This is a genomic window from Nocardia sp. NPDC004415 (genome assembly GCF_053602435.1).
Genome location: NZ_JBSGDP010000013.1, coordinates 41,857 through 65,544, shown reverse-complemented (window position 1 = coordinate 65,544; position 23,688 = coordinate 41,857). Strand labels below are relative to the sequence as shown.

At 69.1% G+C, this 23,688-nt stretch carries 19 protein-coding genes and 1 tRNA gene; 7 read left to right on the top strand and 13 right to left on the bottom strand.

What is annotated here, in order from left to right; translation table 11 throughout:
• The first annotated feature begins 15 nt into the window (after positions 1-15).
• The gene (locus ACWEMY_RS09070; RefSeq protein ID WP_452389591.1) at positions 16-747 is read left to right on the top strand and encodes an ABC transporter permease; all 732 of its coding nucleotides are present in this window, start codon (positions 16-18) and stop codon (positions 745-747) included.
• A gap of 42 nt (positions 748-789) precedes the next feature.
• Here the strand turns inward: ACWEMY_RS09070 and ACWEMY_RS09065 are convergent, their stop codons facing one another.
• Entirely contained in the window at positions 790-1,992 is a 1,203-nt protein-coding gene (locus ACWEMY_RS09065; protein WP_452389549.1) for a hypothetical protein, read from the bottom strand.
• Positions 1,993-2,277: 285 nt separating this feature from the next.
• Between ACWEMY_RS09065 and ACWEMY_RS09060 the strand changes: the two genes are divergently transcribed.
• Positions 2,278-2,895 carry a TetR family transcriptional regulator gene (locus tag ACWEMY_RS09060; RefSeq protein ID WP_375937330.1) on the top strand — a complete coding sequence of 206 codons (618 nt, stop codon included), beginning with the start codon at positions 2,278-2,280 and terminating at the stop codon, positions 2,893-2,895.
• 13 nt (positions 2,896-2,908) lie between these two features.
• Here the strand turns inward: ACWEMY_RS09060 and acpS are convergent, their stop codons facing one another.
• The gene (acpS, locus tag ACWEMY_RS09055; RefSeq protein WP_110039378.1) at positions 2,909-3,346 is read right to left on the bottom strand and encodes a holo-ACP synthase AcpS; all 438 of its coding nucleotides are present in this window, start codon (positions 3,344-3,346) and stop codon (positions 2,909-2,911) included.
• An 11-nt stretch (positions 3,347-3,357) separates the two neighbouring features.
• Positions 3,358-12,711 (bottom strand): fatty acid synthase subunit beta domain-containing protein, encoded by a 9,354-nt coding sequence (locus ACWEMY_RS09050; RefSeq protein ID WP_452389548.1) that lies wholly within the window; start codon positions 12,709-12,711, stop codon positions 3,358-3,360.
• Between the two features lie 373 nt (positions 12,712-13,084).
• Between ACWEMY_RS09050 and ACWEMY_RS09045 the strand changes: the two genes are divergently transcribed.
• From ACWEMY_RS09045 to ACWEMY_RS09035, 3 genes are all read left to right on the top strand, one after another.
• A tRNA-Leu gene (locus tag ACWEMY_RS09045) sits at positions 13,085-13,166 on the top strand.
• Positions 13,167-13,338: 172 nt separating this feature from the next.
• Positions 13,339-13,770 carry a hypothetical protein gene (locus ACWEMY_RS09040; RefSeq protein WP_452389547.1) on the top strand — a complete coding sequence of 144 codons (432 nt, stop codon included), beginning with the start codon at positions 13,339-13,341 and terminating at the stop codon, positions 13,768-13,770.
• Positions 13,767-14,798, top strand: a complete 1,032-nt coding sequence (locus ACWEMY_RS09035) for a tyrosine-type recombinase/integrase (protein WP_452389546.1) — start codon at positions 13,767-13,769, stop codon at positions 14,796-14,798. The genes ACWEMY_RS09040 and ACWEMY_RS09035 overlap by 4 nt, the downstream gene beginning before the upstream one ends.
• 135 nt (positions 14,799-14,933) lie before the next feature.
• On the opposite strand, the gene ACWEMY_RS09030 is transcribed toward ACWEMY_RS09035, so the two are convergent.
• The 6 genes from ACWEMY_RS09030 to ACWEMY_RS09005 all read right to left on the bottom strand — a co-directional run bounded on the left by ACWEMY_RS09030 (position 14,934) and on the right by ACWEMY_RS09005 (position 18,356).
• Positions 14,934-15,188, bottom strand: a complete 255-nt coding sequence (locus tag ACWEMY_RS09030) for a hypothetical protein (protein WP_365015539.1) — start codon at positions 15,186-15,188, stop codon at positions 14,934-14,936.
• An 11-nt stretch (positions 15,189-15,199) separates the two neighbouring features.
• The gene (locus ACWEMY_RS09025; protein WP_452389545.1) at positions 15,200-15,613 is read right to left on the bottom strand and encodes a hypothetical protein; all 414 of its coding nucleotides are present in this window, start codon (positions 15,611-15,613) and stop codon (positions 15,200-15,202) included.
• A 39-nt stretch (positions 15,614-15,652) separates the two neighbouring features.
• On the bottom strand, positions 15,653-16,255 hold the full coding sequence (locus tag ACWEMY_RS09020) for a DUF5753 domain-containing protein (RefSeq protein ID WP_452389544.1): 603 nt from the start codon (positions 16,253-16,255) through the stop codon (positions 15,653-15,655).
• 206 nt (positions 16,256-16,461) lie between these two features.
• A complete protein-coding gene (locus ACWEMY_RS09015) occupies positions 16,462-16,950 on the bottom strand; it encodes a DNA-directed RNA polymerase subunit beta (protein WP_452389543.1) in 489 nt (162 codons plus the stop codon).
• A 3-nt stretch (positions 16,951-16,953) separates the two neighbouring features.
• A complete protein-coding gene (locus ACWEMY_RS09010) occupies positions 16,954-17,679 on the bottom strand; it encodes a class I SAM-dependent methyltransferase (RefSeq protein WP_452389542.1) in 726 nt (241 codons plus the stop codon).
• Complete coding sequence (locus tag ACWEMY_RS09005; RefSeq protein ID WP_452389541.1) at positions 17,676-18,356, bottom strand: B3/B4 domain-containing protein; 681 nt, start codon at positions 18,354-18,356, stop codon at positions 17,676-17,678. The genes ACWEMY_RS09010 and ACWEMY_RS09005 overlap by 4 nt, the downstream gene beginning before the upstream one ends.
• Before the next feature lie 722 nt (positions 18,357-19,078).
• On the opposite strand from ACWEMY_RS09005, the gene ACWEMY_RS09000 reads away from it, so the two are divergent.
• Entirely contained in the window at positions 19,079-20,458 is a 1,380-nt protein-coding gene (locus ACWEMY_RS09000; RefSeq protein ID WP_452389540.1) for a hypothetical protein, read from the top strand.
• Here ACWEMY_RS09000 and ACWEMY_RS08995 read toward each other — a convergent pair.
• Complete coding sequence (locus tag ACWEMY_RS08995) at positions 20,452-21,177, bottom strand: HAD family hydrolase (protein ID WP_452389539.1); 726 nt, start codon at positions 21,175-21,177, stop codon at positions 20,452-20,454. The genes ACWEMY_RS09000 and ACWEMY_RS08995 overlap by 7 nt on opposite strands.
• 151 nt (positions 21,178-21,328) lie before the next feature.
• On the opposite strand from ACWEMY_RS08995, the gene ACWEMY_RS08990 reads away from it, so the two are divergent.
• Entirely contained in the window at positions 21,329-22,165 is an 837-nt protein-coding gene (locus tag ACWEMY_RS08990) for a TSUP family transporter (RefSeq protein WP_452389538.1), read from the top strand.
• Positions 22,166-22,195: 30 nt separating this feature from the next.
• On the opposite strand, the gene ACWEMY_RS08985 is transcribed toward ACWEMY_RS08990, so the two are convergent.
• The 3 genes from ACWEMY_RS08985 to ACWEMY_RS08975 form a co-directional block, all read right to left on the bottom strand.
• A complete protein-coding gene (locus ACWEMY_RS08985) occupies positions 22,196-22,531 on the bottom strand; it encodes a YnfA family protein (RefSeq protein WP_452389537.1) in 336 nt (111 codons plus the stop codon).
• Between the two features lie 323 nt (positions 22,532-22,854).
• Positions 22,855-23,313, bottom strand: coding sequence for a MerR family transcriptional regulator (locus tag ACWEMY_RS08980; protein WP_452389536.1), 459 nt, complete (start codon positions 23,311-23,313; stop codon positions 22,855-22,857).
• Complete coding sequence (locus ACWEMY_RS08975; protein WP_452389535.1) at positions 23,310-23,654, bottom strand: hypothetical protein; 345 nt, start codon at positions 23,652-23,654, stop codon at positions 23,310-23,312. The genes ACWEMY_RS08980 and ACWEMY_RS08975 overlap by 4 nt, the downstream gene beginning before the upstream one ends.
• Positions 23,655-23,688 lie beyond the last annotated feature (34 nt).

The window sequence follows — 23,688 nt, the reverse complement described above, 5'->3', positions numbered from 1 at the left end:
CACGACTCCGCCACGATGCTCGACCGCAATATCCGGCACACCCTGCGCAGCCCCGACATGATGATCATGACCGTCGCGCTGCCGGTGATCATCCTGCTCATGTTCATCTACGTCTTCGGCGGTGCGATGAGCATGGGCCGCGGCGCCTACGTCGACTACGTGGTGCCCGGAATCATCCTGCTGTGTGCGGGTTTCGGCGCGTCCACCACCGCCGTGGCGCTGTCCACCGATCTCGCCGAAGGCATCATCGACCGGTTCCGGGCCATGGCCATCGCCCGCTCGGCGGTGCTCACCGGGCACGTCGTCGAGAGCGTGCTGCGCAATCTGATCACCTCGGGGCTCGTGATCGGGGTGGCGATGCTGATCGGCTTCCGGCCGACCGCCGATCCGCTGCGCTGGCTCGGGGTCGTCGGGCTGCTCGCCCTGTTCATCTTCGCGCTGTCCTGGCTCGCGGCCGCGCTCGGCCTGCTCGCGCGGAATCCGGAGGCGGCCAACGGTTTCACCTTCGTGTTCATGTTCCTGCCCTACGTGAGCAGCGCGTTCGTACCCACCGAGTCGATGCCGACCTGGCTGCACGGGTTCGCCGAGAACCAGCCGGTGACGCCGGTGATCGAGACGATGCGCGGGCTGCTCATGGGCACGCCGATCGGCGACAGCGCCCTGCTCGCCGTGCTCTGGTGCGCGGGCATCGCCCTGGCCGGATATCTCGGCGCCGGCGCGCTGTTCCGCCGCCGCACCCGGGCCTGACACAAGCGAGGGCCCGCGATCGTCGCGGGCCCTCACCTGTGTTCAGTCGGCGGACTGGGACTGTGGTCCCTCCGGGGTGACGGCCTGGGCGGGCTGCATGCTCATCGGGATACCGGTACCGGGCACGGTCGGCGCGGCCGCCGGGACCTGCGGCACCAGCGGCGCCGCGGGCTCGAGCGGCAGCGGGTCCTCCTGCGGCGCGTCACCGTAGAGCTGGGTCGGATAGTCGAGTGGAAACTCGGCGGGGTCGACCAGCTGCGGGTTCGGCGACACCGTCTCGTACTGCGAGGTGTCGGACAGCTCCGGAGCCTGCGGTACCGCGCCGGTCTCCGCCGATCCGGCGTCGACGGTCTGCTGGATGTCGGCGGCCTTCGGCGCTACCGGACCCGCCGGGGCGGCGCCGGGCTCCGAGGACACCGCGGTGTTGTCCACCGCGGTCGGCCCGGTGTTCATCACCGCGTAGGACCCGCCCGCGACGAGTCCACCGGCCAGCACGCTCGCGGCCGCCGCGACCAGCGCGGTCCCCCGCTTGGACCGCGGCGCGACCGCGACCGGCACCTCGGTGGCGTCACCGAGCGCCACCAGCGCGGCGCCCGCGGCGGGTGCGAACGGCGCCAGCCGGCACGGCAGCACCGGCACCCCGAACCCGGCGACCGCCTCGCGCACCGCCGGCGCGTCGGCCGAGGAGCCGACCAGCACCACCGCGCCGGGCTTCACCGAGGCGGCGTCGAACTGGTCCCAGGCCGCGGACACGCCCGCGCGCAAGGCATCGGGCGTGGGCGCGCCGGTCTGCGCGTAGGCGGCGAGCACCCGGTGGCGGCCGGGGTCGACCAGGGTCATGGCCTGGTAGCCGGGCACCGCCTCGTAGACCAGCAGATTGTCGAACTCGTCGAGCCAGGTCATCGCGCCCGCCACGAACAGGTGCGCCGATTTCGCCGAGACCAGCGAGGCGGTGTTCCAGTCGCTGGTCGCCAGCCGGGTGACGATCGCGCGCCGCTCGGCCGCGTCGCGGTAACTCACTGCCGCTCCGGCGATCTCGCAGTCGTCGTCGAGTTCGGCGGCGAGCGCGTCGAGCGCGGTGTGCACCGCCGCGGCCACCTCCGCCTTGCCGTCGCCACCGGCACGCATGGTGCGGCGCAACACCATCCGATCGGTGAGGGTGCCACCGGATTCCGCGAACGCGACCGCGTGCACGGCTCCTCGCTCGGTGCTGACGCCGAGGGTTACCACAGATCCTGCTGCCACAAGTCTTGCCTTCCCCTGCGAAACTGTGTGAATCGGTGCGGACCGGGGCCGCACAGGGCCCGCGCGGATGCACGCACGCTCATCTGATGATTCGTCACCGGTCACGGGCCGGATGGGTGGAATATCACCCGATCGCCGACCCGTTGTTGACACGCTGTCGGTATGCGCGTGTCGGGAACGTCGAGGTACCGCTAGCCTGGATGAGTGGAAGTACACGCGCGGGCCCGGTCCAAGCAGAGCCGTCCGGACCCTGCGCTGGAATTGCAGGACGACCCCCAGGAGCTGATGCCGCGCAAGCGGCCGACCCAGGAGCGCAGCAAGCGCAAGTTCGACGCGCTGTTGCAGTCCTCACGGGAACTGCTGGTCGAGGTGGGTTTCGAGTCGTTCACCTGTGAAGAGGTCGCCCAGCGCGCCGAGGTGCCGATCGGCACCCTCTACCAGTTCTTCGCCAACAAGTACGTGATCGTCTGCGAGCTCAACCGCCAGGACCTGGTCGCGGTGTCGCGGGAGCTGGCCGACTTCCACGGCGAGGTGCCCTCGCTGGACTGGCTGCGCCACATGAACCAGTTCGTCGACCACCTGGCCAACCTGTGGACCACCGATCCCTCGCGGCGCGAGGTGTGGCTGGCGATGCAGTCGACCCCGTCGACCCGGGCCACCGGCGCGCTGCACGAGAAGGAATTCGCCGAGGTGGTCTCGCAGATGCTGCGGCCGCTGACCCCGCGCACCCCGCGCGCCCGGCGCACCATGATGGCCGAGGTGCTGGTGCACGTCGTCTACTCGATGCTGAACTTCTCGGTCCAGGACGAACAGTCCAATGCCGACGCCGTCGCCGAACTCAAGCGGCTCATGGTCGCGTATCTGCTGGTAGCGGAAAAGGAATCGCGCACCGCCACGGAGTGACGGTGCGCGAGGTCTAGCGGGTCGTTTCCCTGCCCTCGATCAGATCGGCGAGTTCGCCCGGGTCTTCCAGGACCACCATGGCCGCGGCGGTGTCGCCGTCGTGGGTCAGCGACAGGTGCACCCGCACGCGGGGCAGGAATTCCGCGGCCAGGCCGTGCAGTTTGATGCTCGGCCTGCCCCAGGCGTCGTTGACGACCTCGATCAGCGGATACGGGTTGTCCCCGATCTGCGGGCTGCGCGCGAAGCGAGACGATGCCCAGGCTTTGAGCACCGCCTCCTTCGCGGCCCAGCGTGCGGCGAAGCTGCGGGCCGGGTCGGTCTGTTTGCTCTGGCAGTAGCGGCGTTCACCGGCGGTGAAGCTCTCCCTGAGCATCGTCGTGCCCGACCGTTGCAGCTGCTCGGCGAACTCGGAGATGGTCACCAAGTCCAAACCGATTCCGAGAATCGTCACGAAGCGGCAGCCTACGGCGCTTCGCTGGGCTGCGGAGCCGAACCGACCCGGTACACACCTTCCTCGTCGAGACGGGCCTGCGCCGCGAGCAGCATGTCGGCCTCGCGCTGCCGGATCTGCTGGGCCGGAGTGCCTTCCGCGCCGAGACGGCGATCCGCCGGACGCTCGTAGAGCGCCGCGCCACCGCACATCGCCTCGGCGAAGCGCTGCCGCCCGGCGAGCTGACGCGCCTGCGCCCGCTCCTGGTACTCCGCCCGCGCCGCCGGGGCGATGGCGCCCAGGAACGCCTGCGGATGCACCACCGCGAGCAGCCCGGAGACGTGCCCGAAGCCCAGCGAGGTCACCAGACCGGCCTTGAGCGCGAACTTCTCGCCGAAGCGCAGCGGCTCGCGCGCCCACACCAGGTGCGGGTAGGCCTGCATCTTCTCGTCGACGCAGTCCAGGCTCCGGTTCGGCGGCACCACACCGTTTTCCAGCACCTGGCACAGGCCGATGAGCTGGAAGGCCGCCGCGCCGCCCTTGGCGTGCCCGGTGAGGCTCTTCTGCGAGACCACGAACAGCGGCGCGCCCTCGCTGCGGCCCAGCGCGCCCGCGAGCCGTTCGTGCAGCTCGGACTCGTTGGGATCGTTGGCGGCGGTGGAGGTGTCGTGCTTGGAGATCACCGCGATGTCGTCGGGGCTCACCCCGAGCTTGCGCAGTTCCGCCGCCAGCCGCGATTCCCGGCCGCCGCGACCCGCGCCCAGCGCGCCCAGTCCCGGTGCCGGGATGGAGGTGTGCACGCCGTCGGCGAAGGACTGCGCGAAGGCGAGCACGCCGAGCACCGGCAGACCCATCTCCACCGCCACGTCACCGCGGGCCAGCAGCACGGTGCCGCCACCCTGTGATTCCACGAACCCGCCGCGGCGGCGGTCGTTGGCGCGGGAGAAGTACCGGTCGCTGATGCCCTTGGCGCGCATGGCCGCCGAGTCGGCGGTGGCCGACATGTCACCGAAGCCGACGATGCCCTCGATGCCCAGATCGTCGTACCCACCGGCGACCACGACCTCGGCCTTGCCGAGCCGGATCTTGTCGACGGCTTCCTCCACCGACACCGCCGCCGTGGCGCACGCCGCGACCGGGTGCACCATGGCGCCATAGCTGCCCACGTAGGACTGCACCACGTGCGCCAGCGCCACGTTGGGCAGCGCCTCCTGCAGGATGTCGTTCGGGCGCGGCTCGCCGAGCAGGTTGTCGACGTAGAGCGAGCGCATCGAGGACATGCCACCCATGCCGGTGCCCTGGGTATTGGCCACCAGGCTGGGGTGCACCCAGCTCATCAGTTCCTCGGGGCTGAATCCGGCGCCGACGAACGCGTCCACGGTGCAGACGATGTTCCACAGCGCGACCCGGTCCACCGAGGCGGCCATATCGGCCGAGACACCCCAGATGGTCGGGTCCCAGCCGGTCGGGATCTGCCCGCCGACCACCCGCGACAGCTTCGCCTTGCGCGGCACGCGGATCTCGGTGCCCGCCTTGCGCGTCACGGTCCAGTCGCCGGAATCGGCCACGGGGGTGATCACGGTGTGCTCGGGGTCGGCGCTGTGGAAGGCGCGGGCCTCGGCCTCGTTGGCGACGGTGAAGCTCAGGTCCTGATCGAGGAACACCGAGGTGAGCAGCGGGGCCGCGTTGTCGAGCATGGCGCCGTCGTCTTCGTAGCGGCGCACACCGCAGCGTTCGACGACGGTGTCGTGGTAGCGCTCGGCCAGCTCGGCCTCGGGCACGAGATCACCGGATTCGGTGTCGTACCAGCCCGGCTTCGGGTCGTTCTCCCAGCGGATCAGCCCGGTGGTCCAGGCCAGTTCGAGCACACCGGCGGCCGAGAGCTGGTCCTCGACCTCCATCTCGAAGCGGGTCCGCGAGGAGCCGTACGGGCCGAGTTCGGCCGCGCCGACGATGACGACCATCTCGCTCAGCTCGGCGGTCACCGCACCCCATTCCGGCACCGGCAGTGCCGAACTCAGGGTCGGCGGCGCGGGCAGCGCGGCGATGGTGGCGGCGGTGACCGCCTCCTCCTCGCTCGCCGCCGCGGCCTCCTGGGCCTGCTTGGCCAGCGCGGGCAGGTCCAGCTTGACCCGGGCCAGCCCACCGGTGAGGTCGATCTGCTGCGGGCCGGCGGCGGTCACCTGACGGGCCCGCGAGGTGCACCACTTGAGCAGTTCGGCGGCCATCTCGGTGGTCGACCAGGTGTGCACCCCGGCCTTCTCCACGGCTTCGACCATGGGGTCGTTGTGGCCCATCAGCCCGGTGCCGCGCACCCAGCCGATCAGCGCGTGCACCAGGGTCACCCGGTCGGCCCAGGACTTCTCGGCCCGCCACTTGGTGACCACCGCGTCGAGCGCGGCCTTGGACTCGCCGTAGGCGCCGTCGCCGCCGAACAGGCCGCGGTTGGGCGAACCCGGCAGCACCACATGCAGTTTCGCGTCCACGTCGTGGTCGGCGCCGAGGGCCGAGAGGCCACCGATCAGCCGTTCCACCGACCAGAGCAGCACGCGCATCTCCATCTCGGCGCGGGCGCCCGCGTCGTTGAGGTCACCGGCGACGCGCGGTGCCGCGAACGGCAGCAGCAGCGTCGGGGTCATCGCGTCCTTGGTCTTGATCTTGGCGCCGCCCGCGGTGTCGACCTGCTCGGTGCCGATCCAGTCGATCAGCGCGTCGAGGTCGGCGTAGGAGGCCATGTTCGCCGGGACCACCCACAGCGCCGCACCGTGGCGGGCGTTGCCGCGGTAGAGCGAGCGGTAGAAGCGCAGGCGCTCGTCGTCCAGGCGTGAGGTGGTGACCACCACGGTCGCGCCGCCGGCGAGCAGCTTGCCGGTGACCGCGGCCGCGATGGAACCCTTGCTGGCTCCGGTGATCACGGCGACATCGCCGGACCACAGGCCCGGCTCGGAGGTGTCGAGCGCGGCCTCGGCGATCTGGCCGTAGACCCCGGCCAGCACCGAGCGGGCCTCGTGCATCGCCCGCTGACGCCACCAGCCCGCCTGCGCGGCCACGGCTTCGCCCGCGCCGACGTAACCGGTGATCGGCAGTTCGGCGGTGGTGGCGTCGTCACCGAGCCACAGGTTCGCCAGGTCCTCGCGCGCGGTGGCCCAGCGGTCGTCGATGAGCACGGCCTTGCGGGCGTCGAACGCGGGCGCGACCAGTCGTGGCCAGTCGGTGCCGAGTTCGGCCGAGACCAGGTCGACGAGGGTGTCGGGGGTCGCCTCCGGCGCGCTGACCTGCTCGCTGAGCCCGAGCTGTTCGAGCACGACCCTGGCCGCGGTGGCGAGCACGCCGTCGCGTCCGGTGATCTGCTCGGTGAACTCGCCGAGCGCGGCCGCGTCGACGGTGCCACCGGCACCACCACCGGCGGCGGGCAGCGAGACCGCGACCCCGCGCCGGGCGGCCACGGCCTGCACGGCCGCGTCGATGGCGGCGTCGACGGAAGCGGCGTCGCTCAGCGCGCCACCGGCGAGTCCGCCCAGGTCACCACCGCGCACGCTGGCGCCCTCGCGGGTGCCGAGCGAGACCTCGGCGGTGACGTGGCTGGCCCAGCCGTCGCCCAGTTCCCAGGTCTTCTTGACCCGGTCGGCGATGGCGGCGGGCCGCTTGCCGGAGGGTCCGAAGACCTTGCGCAGGTGATCGCCGATCGCGTCGGTGAGCACGGTGCCGAAGGGCTTGTAGGTGCGGGCCAGGCGTTCGACGGTGCCCGCGAGCGCGCCCATGTCGGCGTCGGCGGCACCGTCGATGGCACCCAGCGACAGCTCCGCGCCGAGGTCGACGAGCAGCTGGTTGCGCCGCGAGGACACACCGTCGCAGAGACCCTCGATGGTGTCGACCGGGCCGATCTGGTCCAGCCGCAGCTTGGTCCACAGCGCGATGAGCACGCGGGTGGCGTCGGCGGCGGTGAAGGCGATGTCGTCGGGACGCGGCCCGCCGGTGGCGATCGGGGCGGCCGCGGCGACCGGAGCCGCGGCAGGCGCCGCCTCGGCGGCCGGTGTCTCCTCGATCTCCTCGACCGGCGCGGGATCGGTGTCGGTGGCGTAGACGACCGCGGCGTCGCGCTCGACATTGACCACCTCGACCGTCGCCGCCCCGAACGCGGGCAGCTTCAGCGTCTGCGAGGCCAGGTTCGCCACGGTCGGGGTGGCGCCCAGACCGATCTCGACGAACCGCTCCACGCCGAGCCCGCCGTGCGCGGGGTCGCCGAAGAGCAGGTCCTGGGTCTCGATCCAGCGCACCGGGCTGGCGAACTGCCAGGCCAGCAGCTCGATCAGCACCACCCGGCACAGTTCGGCGCCGCGCCCGGCCCAGCTGTCGAAGTCGGCCAGCACGGCGGCCAGCGGCTCCGAGGGCACGAGTTCGGCGATCTCGGTGAGGAATTCGCGGGTCAGCGAGAACGGGCGCGGCACCAGGTTCGGGATGTAACGCCCGACCAGCACCTGCGGGTCGATCTCGGTCGGCAGCAGCTGCTCGAGCTTGTGCCGGAACTCCGGGACACCGTCGCGCAGCACCGAGGAGTGGAACGGCACGTCGATGCCGGGCACCAGGATGAACGCGCGCTTGCCACCGAATTCCTCGCGGCGCCGGTCGATCTCGGCTTCCAGCGCCTCGAGCCCGGCGACCGTGCCCGCGATGGCGTACTGCGAGCCGCGCAGGTTCAGGTTGACCACCTCGAGGAACTCCCCGGCGGTCCGCCCGACCTCGGCGACGAAGTCGATCACCTCGGCGTCGGGCAGCCCGATCTGCGAGGGCCGGATGGCGGCCATCCGGTAGTCGCTGCGGCCCTGCGCGTCGCGCGGGACCAGCTCGTGCATGGCCGAACCACGCTGGAACACCACCTCGAGCACGGCCTCTAGCGGCAGCACCCCGGCCACGGCGGCCAGCGCGTTGTACTCACCGACCGAGTGCCCGGCCAGCATGGCGCCCTCGACGAAGGCACCCGCCTCGCGCAGCTCGGCGACCTGGGCGACACCGAGGGTCGCCATGGCGACCTGGGTGAACTGGGTCAGGTGCAGCACGCCGTCCGGGTGCCGGTGCTCGACGCCACGGGCCTTGAGGTAGGTCGGGTTGTCGCGCACCACCGCCAGGATCGAGAACCCGAGGGCCGCGCGGGTGTGCGCGTCGGCGCGCTCCCAGACCTTCTTGGCCGCCTTCGAGCGGGTCAGCGCGTCCAGACCCATCCCCTTGCGCTGGATGCCCTGGCCCGGGAAGGCGTAGACGGTCTTCGGGGCGGCGGTGCGCCCGGTCGCGGTCATGACCAGGTCACCGTCGACGCGGCAGGAGACCTCCACGATCTCGCTGCCCGCGTCCACCGCGATCCGCTCCACCCGCACGTCCACGGTCGCGCCGGGACGGACCATGCCCAGGAACCGGGTGGTCCAGGCGGTGAGAGTGCGTGCGGGAACGGAGCTTTCGGGATCCACCGCGACGACCGCGTGCTGGGCGGCGGCCGAGAGCCACATGCCGTGCACGATCGGGCTGCCGAGCCCGGCCAGCTTGGCGGCGGCCTCGGAGGTGTGGATCGGGTTGTGGTCGCCGGAGACGGCGGCGAAGGCGTGCATGGCGCGCGGGGCGGCCATGGTGACGTCGCGACGACGGCGTCGCGGGGTGTCGGTGGCCGCGTCGGAGACCGCACCGGCCGCCCGCGGCGGATCGGTGAGCTCACCCGCGCCGTTGCGTCCGCGAATCGCGAACCGCTCGACCAGCCGGGCCAGCGGCGTGGGCTCGAGCCCCTGATCCAGGATGAGCCCGACTGACACGGCCACCTCGACCACGCGGCCCATATCGGTGTCGACCACGTCGCCACCCTCGGCCCGCACCACGAGAATGCTGGTCTCGGAAGGCAGTTCGTTCAGCAGCTCGATCTGATGATCCAGGTGCACCAGGTCGAGCATGCCCTCGATCGTCGAGCCACCGGCGGGCGTGCGGGCCGCGCCGAGCACCGCGAACACCGCGGGCCAGCAGGCGCCGACGAGCACATCGGGCGCGGTGCGGCCGAGGGTGCTCAGCGTGGCGGGCAGCCCCGAACCGGTGACGCCCGCGTGGTCGGCCACCAGATCCGGCGTCCAGGCCAGGTTCAGGTGCGCCGCACCGGCTTTCACCTCGGGCAGCGCCTGCCCGGCGGCCACCCCGAGCAGCGCCGACATGGCCACTTCGGCATCGGCCTCGGTGATCACCGGCGCGCCACCGGAGTACACGCTCACCGGCACGGTGATCCGGATGGTCACCGCGTCACAGCTCTGCCCGACTTCGCCCGATCGGGGGCTCTGCGTGGTTACGCGAGCTGCCGCCTCCGAGCCCTGACCGGTCGGGCGGGCAAGCGGCACCGACAGCTCGACATAGCTGAATTCGGTTTCGGGCCCGGTGGTTTCGGTCAGCGTCGCGCCGGTGCGCGGATGCACCGCGCTCCCCTGCTCCACGACCCATTCGGCCAGGTCACCGAGCCGGTGCACCGGATTGACGGTGGTGCGCCCGGCCCACTGCACGTCGGGGGCGGCCAGCACGGTGTCGATCGGGCCCGCCACCACACCGGCCACGCGGCGCGCGTCGACCGGCGCCGGGGTCTGCCCCTCGGCGACCAGCGCCTGCGCGGTGTCGCGCTCGAAGCGGTCGAGCAGTTCACCCACCGGCTCGTCGACGCGGGTGATGCCCGCGACCGCGACGGTGCCCGGGATGATGCACACCTGATCGGCCGAGTAGCGCGGATCGTGGGCCTGCCACAGCGAATCCGAGCGCCACCAGCGCCGCACGTCGGCGTCGACGACCGGCACGAAGTTCACCGGCTTGCCCGGCGTCTTGCACAGCGCCACGAAGAACGGCACATCCGCCGGGTGCAGCACGGTCTCGGCGACCGCCGGGTACTGCTTCTCGAGCGCGCACAGCGCCTGCACCGGGTGGTCGAAGTCCGCGTCGTCGGCGAAGAGGGTCTCGATCTCGCCGCTGTCGGCCGGGTGCAGCCGGGATTCGGTGCGGCGCATCATCTCCGCGAAACGATCGCGCCAGCTGATGTCGAGCCAGTCCGAGCGGGTGGCGTCGAGCAGGGCCTCGCCGATGTCGCTGCCGCAGTCGAAGGAGATCGGCACCTCGCTCGACACCGCCAGCGAGACATAGCGTTCCAGCCACTGCTGGTACGTCATGGTGGCAACGTCACCGAAATACGGCTTGGCGGTGGCGTCGAGCGCGGCGATGATCTCCGCGCGGCGCCGCGCCACGGCCTCGGCGTCGCCGGCGACCTCGTCGAGCAGGCGGCCGGTGCGCGAGGCGGCGTTGTCGATCTCGTGGATGTCGGCGCCGAGCTGGCTGCGGCCCGAGGCCATCCCGCCGCGCGCGGTGCCCGCGCCGACCCACTCCGGCGTGCCGGGGGTGTCGACGAGCAGCTGCTTCACCTCGGGGGCGGTGGTCGCCTCGAGCGTCGCCATGGCGGCGGTGCCGACGAGCACGCCGTCCAGCGGCATCGCCGGGTAGCCGTGCCGGGTGGCCCAGGTGCCGGTGAGATAGTCGGTGGCGCGCTCGGGCGTGCCGATGCCGCCGCCCACGCAGACCACCACATTGGCGTGTTCGCGCAGCTCGGCGTAGGTGGCCAGCAGCAGGTCGTCGAGGTCTTCCCAGGAGTGGTGCCCGCCGGCCTTGCCGCCTTCGATGTGCATGATCACCGGGTAGTCCGGCACCGCGTCGGCGATGCGCAGCACCGCGCGGATCTGGGCGACAGTGCCCGGCTTGAACGCGACATGGCTGATGCCCGCCTCGCCCAGCTCACCGATCAGCGCGACGGCCTCGTCGAGTTCGGGGATGCCCGCGGTGACGATCACGCCGTCCAGCGGTGCGCCCGCCGCCCGCGCCTTCTGCACCAGGCGCTTGCCACCCAGCTGCAGCTTCCACAGATACGGATCGAGGAACAGCGAGTTGAACTGCACCGCCCGGCCCGGCTGCAGCAGCTTGCGCAGCTCCGTCATCCGGTCGGCGAAGATCTGCTCGGTGACCTGGCCGCCACCGGCCAGCTCGGCCCAGTGCCCCGCATTCGCCGCCGCGGCGACGATCTTCGCGTCGACGGTGGTCGGGGTCATGCCGGCCAGCAGGATCGGCGACCGCCCGGTGAGCCTGGTGAACGCGGTCTCCACGACCACCCGGCCGTTGGGCAGGCGCACCGGCTTCGGCGCGAACGCCGACCACGGGGTGGCGGATTCCGGCGCGGCACCCGGGGTGAGCAGGCTGCGCTGGCCGGGGCGAGTGGCGGCGGCGATCACGCCGACACCGGTGCCCTTGAGCGAACCGCCGGTCACCCGGGAGAGCAGATCGCCGGGGCCCAGTTCCAGAATCCAGCGCGCGCCCGCCGCGACGACGGCGTCGACGGTACCGACCCAGTCGATCGGGTCGACGAGCACCTGCTGGGCCAGCGCGGCGGCGAACTCGGCGTCGAGCTCGCACTGCCGGGCCCAGCCCGCGACCAGGTCGACGGTCTCGGCCAGCGCCGGGTGATGGAAGGCGACGTCGACCGGCACGTCCTCGAACACCGGCGCGAACACGGCCCCACCGCGCACCTTCGCCTCACGCTCGCGCGTCTGCTCCTCGGCGCGCTGCGCGCAACGCGCCCGCACCCGGTCGAGCTGCGCGGGCGCGCCCGAGAGCACCACCCGTCGACGCCCGTTACGAATGGAAAGCACCGCCGCGATCGCGGGGTCGACACCCTCGGCGACCTCGGCGACGATCGCGCGCAGTTCCTCGGGATCGACATTCGACACCGCGACCATGGGCGAGCGCTCACCGACCGGCATCAACCCGCGCCGGCGCGCCACGAGCCCGGCCGCCGCGCCGACGAGCTGGGCGATCGCCAGCAACTCGGCGTCCCGCGCCCCGCCCGCCTCGACCGCCGCGGCCGCGAACAGCCCCTGCGAGTGCCCGATCACCGCGACGGGCGCGTTCTCGGCCGGGTCCAGCCCCTGCAGCCGCAGCGCGCGCGTGGCCGCGAGCTGGGCGAGCAGCACGCCCGGCATGGAGACGGCCGCCGAGCGCAGCACCGCGTCCGAAGGCGCCGAGGACGGCTCCTCCGGCTCGTCCAGCTCGCTCTCCAGCACCCAGCCCATCGGATCGAAGCCGCTGGGACGCACCACCAGCAACTGCGCGGCGACCGGCTCGATCAGCGTCGCGGCCTCGCGGACCAGCGCGGTCAGCTCGGGCTCGAGCGCGCTGTCGCGACCGATCTCCTCGAGCTCCGCGAGCCACCGCGCGCCCTGTCCACCGAACGCCAGCGCGTATCCCACTCCGTTGCGCAGCTGTTCCAGCAGCGACACCCGGGCACCCAAGACCTGCCCGGATCCTGTTCCGAGCTCGGCGCTCTCGTTGATCGTCAAGACGCTCGACTTCCTTCTCCTGGCATTCCGCCCACCGACGGCACGCACACGTATCCGGCAGCCCTTCGGGCCTGTTGCGAGCCACGATCGCACAAAATCATGAGGAAAGCCTCACGTTTCCCCCCGCCACAGCAGCTACCGCCGAGTATTTCGGTACGTAAGTACCATTCCAATCTGAAACATGACCTCGCCTCATGTTTGAACCCGCAGGTGAGACCCCTCGCCACCATCCGGAAACATGAGCGCCCCTCACATTGAGCTTTACCGAATCGTTATAACCCCAGGTAGTGTTACCCACCGGTACGCCACGCCGCCGCGACGCTTCGCGTAGCCGGTTTTGCCCGGTAGAGTTTGGACGGTCGTACACATCCAAGCGCGAGTGGCGAAATTGGCAGACGCGCCAGATTTAGGTTCTGGTGTCCACGGACGTAGGGGTTCAAGTCCCCTCTCGCGCACAGATCGGTGGCATACCTGCCACTTTCGGGGCTCCAGCGTGTTCGAGTGCACTCGCACACGGAGGAGAACGACCTTGCACATCACCGACCTGCGGGAACACAAATCACAGGTGGCAGATCTGCCACTTTCCGCCCTGCTCGACACTCCCGGCAGCGGGGGCGGTGAGCGCCGGTGATCGAGCCGATCATCCCGCCCCAGACACCCCTTCAGGAACGCATCCACGGACCCTTGCCGGTCCTGGCCATCCCCCGCACCGCCGACCCCGACATCGTCTACGGCGTCTCCGTTGTCGGCGATGCGGGACGCGTCACAGACCGCGCGGTGCTCTCAGCACTCGACTGGCCACCGGGCACCCGACTGATGGTGTCGTGCCCAGAGGATCGCCTGATCCTCGTCCGCGCCACGACCGACGGATCCGTCCAGGTGACAGGTGCCGGGTTCTTCCGGGTTCCGGTCCGAAAGCGCCGCCGCGTCGGGCTGCTCGAAGGTGACCGAGTGCTGCTGGTGGCGCACCGGAAACTGCGGCGTGTGCTGATCCATCCCCCGGCCGTGCTCGACGGACTGACCGCCCAGAGCCGACGAATCCTGGAGGACTCGCTGTGACGATCCAGAGCCCTGCCCGCCCCGTCCCCACCGCGGACACCTTGGCCGCTGCACAGTTGCTCCTGGCCCAGATGGGCATCACCGCGGCCGACCTCGTCGACACCGTCCCCACGGCACCGACGTTCGCTGAGGTGATCCCACGCGTGCGGGCACGCCTGTCCGCGGGTACCGCCCGCACCTACGGGACCCATTTCGATCTGCTCGAATCCCGTTGGCCGGACCGGTCGTTGACCGATCCCACCCGCCACGAGCTCGAGGAACTCGCACAGGCGGTGCAGGCGAACGCGCGGTCGAATCGCGTGTCCCGGGGTGGGACCAGCGCGGTCGAACACTTCGTGGCCGCCGCGCGCTGCCTCTACCGCCATGCCGAAGAGGCCGGATGGATTCGGCCACAAGACAATCCGGCGCGGCAGCTGCGCATCCCGTCGCGGCGGGCATCCCACCGGTACGCGATCCCCTCGGGGCAGGTCGCCGAGATCTGCCAGGTCGCCTCCACCTCCGGCGACGACCCCGACCTCGATTCGTTGATCCTGCGATTCCACCTCGAAACCGCGTGTCGGCGCGGCGGCGCGTTGGCGTTGCGTCCCCAGGATCTCGACCGTGACCAGTGCCTGGTGTACCTGCGCGAGAAGGGCGGCTCGGATCGCTGGCAGCCGGTGTCGCCGACATTGATGCGGCATCTGGATGACCACGCCGCGCAGCGCGGGGCACCTTTCACCGGTCAGTTGCTGCGGTATCGGCACGGGCGCCCGATCACCACCCGCCGATACGACTACATCTGGAGCCGAATCGGCGAGACGCTGCCATGGGTGACCACTCAAGGCGTGACCGCCCACTGGCTGCGTCACACTACTCTGACCTGGGTCGAACGGACGTTCAGCTATGCCGTGGCCCGGAGCTTCGCCGGGCACCAGGGCAAGAGTTCCGGCACGACCGACACCTACGTCAAGTCACACCTGCACGAAGTCGCCGCCGCACTGGCGGTCCTCACCGGTGAGCCGCATCCTCTCGCGCGCGGTGTCGGATAGGCGGGCACATCGAATGCCGCCCCCTGCGGCGATGCGGGTGTTCGTTTCCGAATCCCCAGGGACGCCTAGAAACTCTGGCTCTTGCGGAGAAACGGCCCGGCAGGAAACCCTGCCGGGCCGCGCATGTCTGATGGGTTAGCCGATGCCAAGTTTTTCCATTGCCCAGTCCGCCGCGCCGCTGTCGTCAGCTGCGGTGAACCTGCGCGTGTAGTAGAGGGGCGGCGTCACCCACCGCACCGAGCGCCACCCGCGATCCGGGCGGACGGCCCACCCGCCGTACTCGCGCCACAGCGGGAACCCTGGACGGTCACTGCGATAGAGCCGCCGGTCACGCACAGCGATCATCCGGCGGCGTAGCCACGAGGTCAGCGCGTTTGCAGCTCGTTTCATCTCGCACATCCTCAGCACGTCATGATTCTGGGCGCTGATGGGAACGCGGTTTGCGTCGTCGACCCATCGGCCGCAGTCTCCCATATGGTGGCGACACCCTTCCATGCCCCGTCCTCACAGTCGGCGTTTGTCGCGATGTTGAGTCGAGGTACGGGGATCTGTATCGACGGCTGGGAGCTGCGGGTGGTCCAGTCGCCGCCGCGTGGCTTGAACTGCAACGTCAGATTGAGCGAGAAGGCGGCCGGGGCCGTGATGCACTCGGCGTATCCGCCGCCGATGATCTGTCCGTGCTGGTCGTAGACGGTGCCGGTATAGAAGGTGAACGTGCACGACGGCGCGGGTGCGGCCGTCGCGGTGCCGCTGGCCGGGTTGGCGATCAGAGCGACCGCGATCGGTAGTACGGCGATAAGGGTCTTGAACGTCATCAGGTGTCCCCTTCGATTCGGCAACTGCGTCGACCGGAGCTAGCTGGAGGTGTGGGTCGCGAGTGCCCGGTTGAGGATTGTTCTGGCGTCCTCTCCGTAGGCGGCCTGGGCGGCGAGTCGATCGAAGCTGCGCGCGGCCAAGGCGACGTCTTCGACACTGGTGGCGGTGACCGCGCCTGTGACGGTCTCGATATCGACCGACACCAGGTCGTTGATGACGAAAAGCGTTGCGGGAGTAACGAATGTGGCGGTGATCGGAATGATTCCGATTTCCACGTTGGTTCGGGCTGCGAGGATTTCGCGGAGGAACCGGATCTGGGATGCCATCACCAGCGGGCTGCCGACCGTGCGCAGCAAGGCGGCCTCGCTGAACAGCAGCCGGAAGCGGTGGTCGGGGGCGTCGAGTAGGGCTTGCCGGTGCAGGCGGGCGGTGACGGTGTCTTCGGTGTCGTCGGGCACCTCGAGGGCGGAGACACACGCGGAGATGACGGCGCGGGCGTAGGCGGGGGTTTGCAACAGCCCGGGGATCAGGTCTGCGCTGTACCCACGCTGGTTGGTGGTGGCATCCTCGAGGTCGACCAGGCTGCGTTGCAGGGTCGCCAATCCGTCGTCACAGGTTTCGTAGTAGCTGGTGTAGGACATAGCGATCTAACCCTTCATCTGAGGTTTGATGGTCGATGGGATCGATGGGTGGTCCCGCCCGGGATCGTGAGTGCGGGTATCCCCCGGAGGCCGCGGCGGGGGCTGCGACCTCCGAGGGAACCTCCCCACCCTCGAGGCCGGTCGGCCTCAGCGCTGGGATCGCTGACGGCCTCGAGGTATTCGGGTGGTTTCGGTGTGCGGTGTGGTCAGTAGGGGCCGTGGTTTCGGGGCTTGGCGGCGTCCAATAGTTCGCGCACGCAGGCCAGGACGGTGGTGCCGGAGGGGCGGAACGGTGTGGTCGCGGGGGCTACCCAGGTGCGGGCGATGTGGTGCTCCGGTCCCGGGGATGGCAATGCGATCTCGCCGTCTCGGACTACGGCTACGTGTGCACGCCACAGTTGAGCGACCGCGACCGGGTCACCGATCGGGTCCATGTCGGCCCGGATGAGAAAGGACCACGTTCCGGCGCGGGGGTGGCCGATGATCGGACAGGGTCCTACGTTGCGGCGGTGCAATTCGACTTTGACCCGCTGGGCGAGGTCGGCGGGCATCATGACCGCGCCGGTCGATCCGGCCGACATCATGATCCGCCCTGTTGTCGGGTCCACGAAGGTCGGCAGGCCACAAACCTTGCGGTAGAACAGGCTTCGCGTCTGCGGCGAATCCTGCGTGGCGCTGGCGTGTGCGTGCGTCACTGCTCACCCCTCTAGCGAGGTCTCGCCCGGGGTCGTGGTGGCGAGAGCAACGATGCGGTCGATGTCGGTGACCTCGCATCCGAACCCGGCGGCCTCGAGTAGATCGGTGAGTTCACCGACTGTCAGCGGCCATTCGCCATAGGTCGACAGCAGCCCGACCGCTTCGGCGTGGGGCAGGTGTGGGTAGAACGTTTCGGCGACAGCGGCGCGCATCGCCTCGACGGACAGGGGCGGGTCGGGTTGGATCTGGTCGGCCAGGATCAACCGTCCGTCTGCGGCGATCACGCGCCGGAACTCCCGCAACACCGCCAACTGTTGGGTGGGCGGGACGTGGTGGAGGGTGAAGGTCGACACGACCAGATCGAACGCGCCGTCGTCGAACGGCAACGCGCACAGGTCGGCGTAGACGAACGCGAGCGCTCCCCGCGGCTTGCGGGGTGCGTGCAGTCGGGCTTGGTGCAGCATCGCCGGTGACAGGTCGCATCCGACGATCTCGGACTCGGGGTGTAGGTCCTGGATCAGTCGCGCCATCGTCCGGCCGCTGCCGGTGCCCGCGTCCAGTGCCACGCATCGGCCGGTGGGCAGTTGCCGCGATATCTGGTTCAGAACCTGTTCGCGGACGGGGGCTTGGGTGAAGTCGGAATCGAACCCGTCGGCTCGGCGGTCCCAGTGGGCTTCGCGCGCTTCGATTCCCGGGTCCTCGGTGTGGGTGTCGTATTCGGTACTCATGCCAGGGCCTCGAGGTCGATCGGCGAACTTGCACCGAGGTGATCGGTCAACAGCGCGGCCAACCGGTCGCGCGCGTCGGTCAGGTCGCCGGGCTCGCGGCCGGGGCCAGCGTGGACGATGAACAGGGTGTCGGTGGTCGCCGAGGTGGCTTTGGACTTCTCGCACTGACGGACCTCGAGGCGACACAACACGTCGGTGTCATCGAGGTAGGCGTACTCCCCGGCAGGCACCGGTACCGGTTCGGTCGCGCCGAGGGGCACGAACCGTTCGGTGCCGGTCGTCATCGCCAACCGCACATCTCCGGTGATCGTCGTCAGGTCGTGTGCGCCGAACGCCAACCGGGTCTGTGCCGACACGAGGTTGTAGATGTCGACGAGTGGATTGATGCGGGGCAGCCGACCGGCGCGGTGCAGCAACCGGTGCAGGGTTTCCGGAGCGGCAACCTCGCTTTTCGCGGCCTTGCCGACCAGGGTGTGTACGGCGCGGAACGCTTTGAACTCGGGTTCGGTCTTGAGGGTCTTCGGATCGGTCGCGGCCAGCAACGCCTTTTCGGCGGTTTCGATGGTGTGGTCGAGTTCGGGACTGGACTGTTCGGGCACGGTGATGCCGACGACGACGAACGCGATGGCCCGGATGCCGAGGTCGCTGACCTGTGGATCGATACTGAACGCGGTCACTACATCTCCTGACTGAGTTGGACGAATCGGTGAAAGGACGCTTTGCTCAGGCTCGGGTAGTCCGCCCGGCACTCGGTTTCCGAGACAGTCGGTACAAACGGTTCAGCATCGACTGTTGTTGTGGTGCAACGGTTGTGATTGCGAGCCATGGCGGTAGCAGGACGGAGGCCGCGCCGCAGGGCGATGGTTCATCGAACCTGTCGTCGTGGTCACCGGTGCCGGGAGATGATTCATCCCGGCACCGGGACGGTTGTGTGGTCCACTCGCGGACGGCGGCGGCGACTCGGGACAGCTCCAGCGCCGAAGCACCGATGTAGTCGGACGGGGCGGGGCCGAAACCGGCGAGGTGGCGACCGGGATTGCGCTGCGGCAGCACGTTCGAGCGGATCAGTCCGAGGCTCTCGAGGTTCGCGAGCGTCGCAGCAAGCTCGCATGCGGCGGTGGATCCAGCTGATTGAGCAGAGGTGGCGGGTGGAATACCACGCGAGGAAGCGACCTGTCGTGTCATGGGTGTGCTCGCTTCAATTCGTCGGAACATCTCATCTGCGGGGCCTCCTGGTGACGCACGTTCCAGCAGCGCGGGGTACCGGTCGAGAGATTGCGACGGATTCCCCTGTAACGGGCTCTGATTCACATCGTCGCGGTCTGACAGTCCCGCTAGGAACCGCGTAGTGGTGGGGTACCGTGGGCGTATCGTGTGCATTTCCCAGGTCAGGGGTGCTGTGAAGCAGGAAGCGGCGATGATACGAGGACGGGGCTGGACCGGATTCGAAGCGGCTGCGCTTCAAGAAGCGATGCGCCTGTCGATACGGGATTTCGCCGGATTGCTGGGTGTCGAGACGACCACTGTCACCAATTGGCGCGCGGGCCTCAGCGGCGTGAAACCTAGGTCTGCGGCGCAATCGATCTTGGACACTGCCTACCTACACCACGCAACTCCGGAGGACAGGGCACGATTCGATCAGATCGTGGCTGAAGGGGAAGCCGCTTGGAGAAGCCGACACCTTCCGTCACAGCGTGCAACCACGGCACCACCGATAGCCGCACTCGCCGCCCGCTCGGAGGGCGGAAGTCTGTCGATACTCGGGACCGAAGTCGACCGATTGTCGGAACTCGCTTCCGTCCCGATGGGCTCGGAGCAAGTGCTCGATCACAGCGCCGCGACATCACTGATGCGGTCGCGAGCGGCATCGGAAAGGTGCCTGGCCAGCTTCGCGGCCGTCACTGATCTGCTGGCCGGCCAGCGTCAGAGCATCGGTCCCGATGCGCTGATCGGACCGATTGAAGCTCACCGAGACGCGGTAGCTGCCCTGTTCCGTGCTGCATCCGACGATCGCAGCAAGCAGCACGCCGGGGCACTCCTGGGTGAGACGTCCGTGGTGGCGAGCCGAGTGTGGAGCGCCATCGGTGACAGGTCGATGGCGCTCACCCACTGCGCGTTCGCCCGCAAACTTGCAGATCAGTTGCAGGACAAGATGATGGGCGGGATCGCGCGCATATTCGAAAGCAACTTGCGGTCCGACGCCGCGACACTCATCAGTTCGGATGGCGATGTCGTCATCGGGCTCCGGATACTGAAGGAGGCTGCCGATGTCGCCGACTTCCTGCCGCCCGCCGCGCGAGCACGGATCGGGGCTGAGCAAGCACAAGCCTATGCGGTACTGGAACTGCGGGAAGAATGCGAGGAAGCGCTGGTTCGTGCGCAGCGCGCCGTCGAGGATATCGACGATACCGATCGCTCAGGCTTGTTCAGCGACTGGAACACCACCCGCATTCAGGTCTATGTCGGTACGTGCCAACTCCTCCTCGGCCAACCCAAGCGCGCGATTGCAGCGCTCACCGAAGCGTTGACCACCTCTGACGGTGACAGTCCCAACGTCGCCCTCGCCGCGAGGGTAGACCTCGCCAGCGCCTACGCGCTGTCCGGCGAGCTAGACGAGGGTTGCCGAATCCTCGGTGACACCTACTACGCACTTGCAGCCATGGGCAATCATCGCGGAATCGAACGCGCACAACGCGCCATCGAAAGGATGGCCCGGTGGCAGCACGAACGTCCCGTTCTCGCGATGCGGGAACGAATCGACAGCATCAACGGCTATTGATCGACCCTCGACCTCATCGTTGCGCGTATTGCCTCCACAACCGTATCCGGCTCGAGTCGATCGACAACTGCATCGGGTGAGTGCTCCGAGAGCTCTTCGGCCGTCAATCGGTGCGCCACGGCGACGACCCCGAAACCCGCATGGCGAGCGGTAGCGATGTCGTTCGGCGCATCGCCGACGATGACCGTTCGTGCCGGGTCGAGCGGATACCCGAACCTCGCTGCATAGCGGTCGGCCACAAACGCGGGCAGATCGAACCTGTCTCGAGCATCCGAGCCGAACGCGCCGATGTCTAGATCGAGCTGTGAATCAAGACCCGCAACAGCAAGTTTGAACGCGGCCGAAACCTTCAGATTGCCAGTGAGTGCGGTCTGAATGTATCCGTGCTCCGCCAGGGCCGCGATAGTGCTGGCGGCACCGGGGTAGGCAGCTTGGTCGCGGGCAAGCTCCGCCTCCCCCTGTGACATGACATCCATCAGCACCTCCGGGTAGCGGCTGAGACCTTCTTCTGCCGCCCCTTCAGCGATCCCGGAGGCGATCGCGGTGTCGACGACGATTGATTCGTCGGTATAGCCATGTACGCGTGAGGAGGGGAAGACGACGGCGGACTCCGCGAGGTGGTACGTGCTGGCCACGGCCCGCCGAAGCCAGCGCAAGTCTGCGGGGATCAGCGTTCCGTCGACATCCCAGACAATGAGTCCCGCATGTGTCTCACCCATGCTCACGGATTCTTGCAGACCGTGTTCCCTCCCGCAGGTGGCGCGCGATCCGCACGGGATTCTCAAGCTGACCCGTTTGGTCGGTGTTGCGATCCTGGCATCGCTCCATCTGCAAGAGGTGAGGTTTTTCGCCGCCCCGTAGCGTCACGACGTGGTGAGTGAGACGGTTGAAGGACCCACCGCATCGAATGCGTCGGCAGTGGCCCGGCGCGATGCTCTGGTGCTGGTGTTCGCCGCTGGGGCGGTGATCGGTGTGCTCGGTGGGCTGATCGGTCTTGGTGGCGCGGAGTTTCGGTTGCCGCTGTTGATCGGATTGTTCGGGTTCGCGGCGCTGCACGCGGTGATTCTGAACAAGGCGATGAGCCTGATCGTGGTACTCACCGCCCTACCCGCCCGGCTGCTAGCGCTCCCCTACACCGAGGTGAGCCAACATTGGACGATCGCCGCGAACCTGCTCGTCGGCAGTCTCGCCGGCGCATGGCTCGGTGCGGGGTGGGCTACACGGATGCATTCGCGCACTCTGTACCGGGTTCTGGCGTTGCTGCTTGTGCTGATCGCCGCGGCGCTGGCGGTAGGCCATCTCGGACACGTCGGCACCCTGGAGCTGCCGACAGTCGCGCGGGTCTGCGCCGCCGTCGTCGCAGGCGTCGGGATCGGGATCGTTGCCGCGCTGATGGGCGTGGCCGGTGGCGAGTTACTGATTCCGACGATCGTGCTGCTGCTCGGGGTCGATATCAAAGTCGCCGGGAGCTTGTCGTTGATGGTGTCGCTGCCGACGATACTGGTCGCGTTCGCCCGCTACAGCCGCGATCAGAGCTTCCAAATCCTGCGCGGCAACACTCGTTTCGTGCTCGTCATGGCGGGCGGGTCGATCGCGGGAACCATCGTCGGTGGCCTGTTGCTGGGTGTGGTCCCCAGTGCGGCGCTCATTCCGATCCTGACTGCGCTGATGCTCATTTCCGCGTTCAAGGTCTGGCGTCACCGGTAGCCGGTAGACAGCGGCGGTGATTCGTCGAGGTCAAGCTGAGCGTGGGGCGTACATGATGACCGCGACGCCGACCAGGCAGATCACCGCGCCGATCACGTCCCACCGGTCGGGCCGGAACCCATCGAGCGCCATGCCCCACAGCAGCGATCCGGCCACGAAAACCCCGCCGTAGGCGGCGAGGATGCGCCCGAAGTTGGCGTCGGGCTGCAACGTTGCGACGAATCCGTAGATGCCCAGTGCGATCACACCAGCACCGATCCAGGCCCAGCCGCGGTGCTCCCGTACTCCTTGCCAGACCAGCCAGGCCCCGCCGATCTCGGCGATAGCAGCCAGGACGAACAGCAGGATCGAGCGCACCACGGTCATCGGCTGAGCCTAATTGTCTGGTTCACGGGGTGGTGACCGTGGCTGAGCACCCACACGCCGAGCCCGCACACGACCCTGCTCCCTCGCCGGTGCCTGCGCTACTGCATCCGCGACGACGTGCCCGTGTGCGGGACCAGACCAACCCGGCAACTCCGATCCCGATCAGCGCGAAGCCGAGCGGTTCTAGCCAGGACACGCTGACCAACACAGTGCCGCTGCCGAGGACCCCGGCCGCGATCAGGATCGGGGCCAGGCAACAGCCGACACACAGCAGCGCTCCCGCACCGATCGGTGCCCACCAGCGCCGTGTCTTGGTGTTCGGTTCAGCAGCCACAGCCGTTACCTCCGGCGCTCGGGGTGGGGATGCCGTCCTCGAATTGGACTGGGCAGGAAGGGATTTCACTGCACGCAAGTAGGTCGTCACAGCCCGCCGCCAGCGCCGCGCGTAGCGTGTCGCGCACTGCGGTCAGTTCGGCGAGCTTGGCGTCGACCTCGGCCAGTTTCTGCGCCGCCCGGGCTTGTAGCCCGGTATCAGTGCGGCGACGCCGAGTCCCGGGTTGTGTGGCTGCCAGTAGCTCGGCGACTTCGTCGAGAGTGAATCCGAGGCGTTGGGCGGCCTTGATGACTCGCATTACGGTGACGGCTTGCTCGGAGTAGAGGCGATGCCCGCCCAGGGAGCGGTCCGGTTCGGCCAGCAACCCGCGGCGTTCGTAGTAGCGCAGGGTCTGCGCGTTTACTCCTGCGGCGGCGGCGAGCTCGCTGGTGCGCAGTCCGGCTGTCATCGCCGGGCCTCGATCGCGGCCTCGACGCGGGCGGCGAACGCGTCGAGTACCTCGACGTAGGCTGCCGGGACGCCGACCTGCATCACCAGGCCGGTGCCGGTGGTGTTGAAGTCGAAGGTGAAGAACGAGCAGCAGCTCGTCTCCCGTGCGGCGAGGTCCCGGGCCACGGCTTCTGCGTCGGCGGCAAGGACCAGGTCCAGCCGCGTCGGTGCGGTCCGGGTCGTACTGTGGACCGACTCGGCGAAGAACCGGTCGAACTCGGCGATCCGGATCGGTTGTTCGGTGGTGGGCAGGGTGCATGCGTCTGGCACCCAGTTGCCCTGAGCTGGTGAGATCGTCATGAATCCACGGTAAGCCTGTACCTGGGTACAGGAT

Excerpts from the sequence above, each read along its gene's own strand:
- ACWEMY_RS08980 (WP_452389536.1), bottom strand. The coding sequence starts at position 23,313 with ATGACAGCCGGACTGCGCACCAGCGAGCTCGCCGCCGCCGCAGGAGTA.
- ACWEMY_RS09010 (WP_452389542.1), bottom strand. The coding sequence starts at position 17,679 with ATGAGTACCGAATACGACACCCACACCGAGGACCCGGGAATCGAAGCG.
- ACWEMY_RS08985 (WP_452389537.1), bottom strand. The coding sequence starts at position 22,531 with ATGACCGTGGTGCGCTCGATCCTGCTGTTCGTCCTGGCTGCTATCGCC.
- ACWEMY_RS09025 (WP_452389545.1), bottom strand. The coding sequence starts at position 15,613 with ATGACGTTCAAGACCCTTATCGCCGTACTACCGATCGCGGTCGCTCTG.
- ACWEMY_RS09070 (WP_452389591.1), top strand. The coding sequence starts at position 16 with ATGCTCGACCGCAATATCCGGCACACCCTGCGCAGCCCCGACATGATG.
- ACWEMY_RS08995 (WP_452389539.1), bottom strand. The coding sequence starts at position 21,177 with ATGGGTGAGACACATGCGGGACTCATTGTCTGGGATGTCGACGGAACG.
- ACWEMY_RS09030 (WP_365015539.1), bottom strand. The coding sequence starts at position 15,188 with ATGAAACGAGCTGCAAACGCGCTGACCTCGTGGCTACGCCGCCGGATG.
- ACWEMY_RS09060 (WP_375937330.1), top strand. The coding sequence starts at position 2,278 with ATGCCGCGCAAGCGGCCGACCCAGGAGCGCAGCAAGCGCAAGTTCGAC.
- ACWEMY_RS08975 (WP_452389535.1), bottom strand. The coding sequence starts at position 23,654 with ATGACGATCTCACCAGCTCAGGGCAACTGGGTGCCAGACGCATGCACC.
- ACWEMY_RS09020 (WP_452389544.1), bottom strand. The coding sequence starts at position 16,255 with ATGTCCTACACCAGCTACTACGAAACCTGTGACGACGGATTGGCGACC.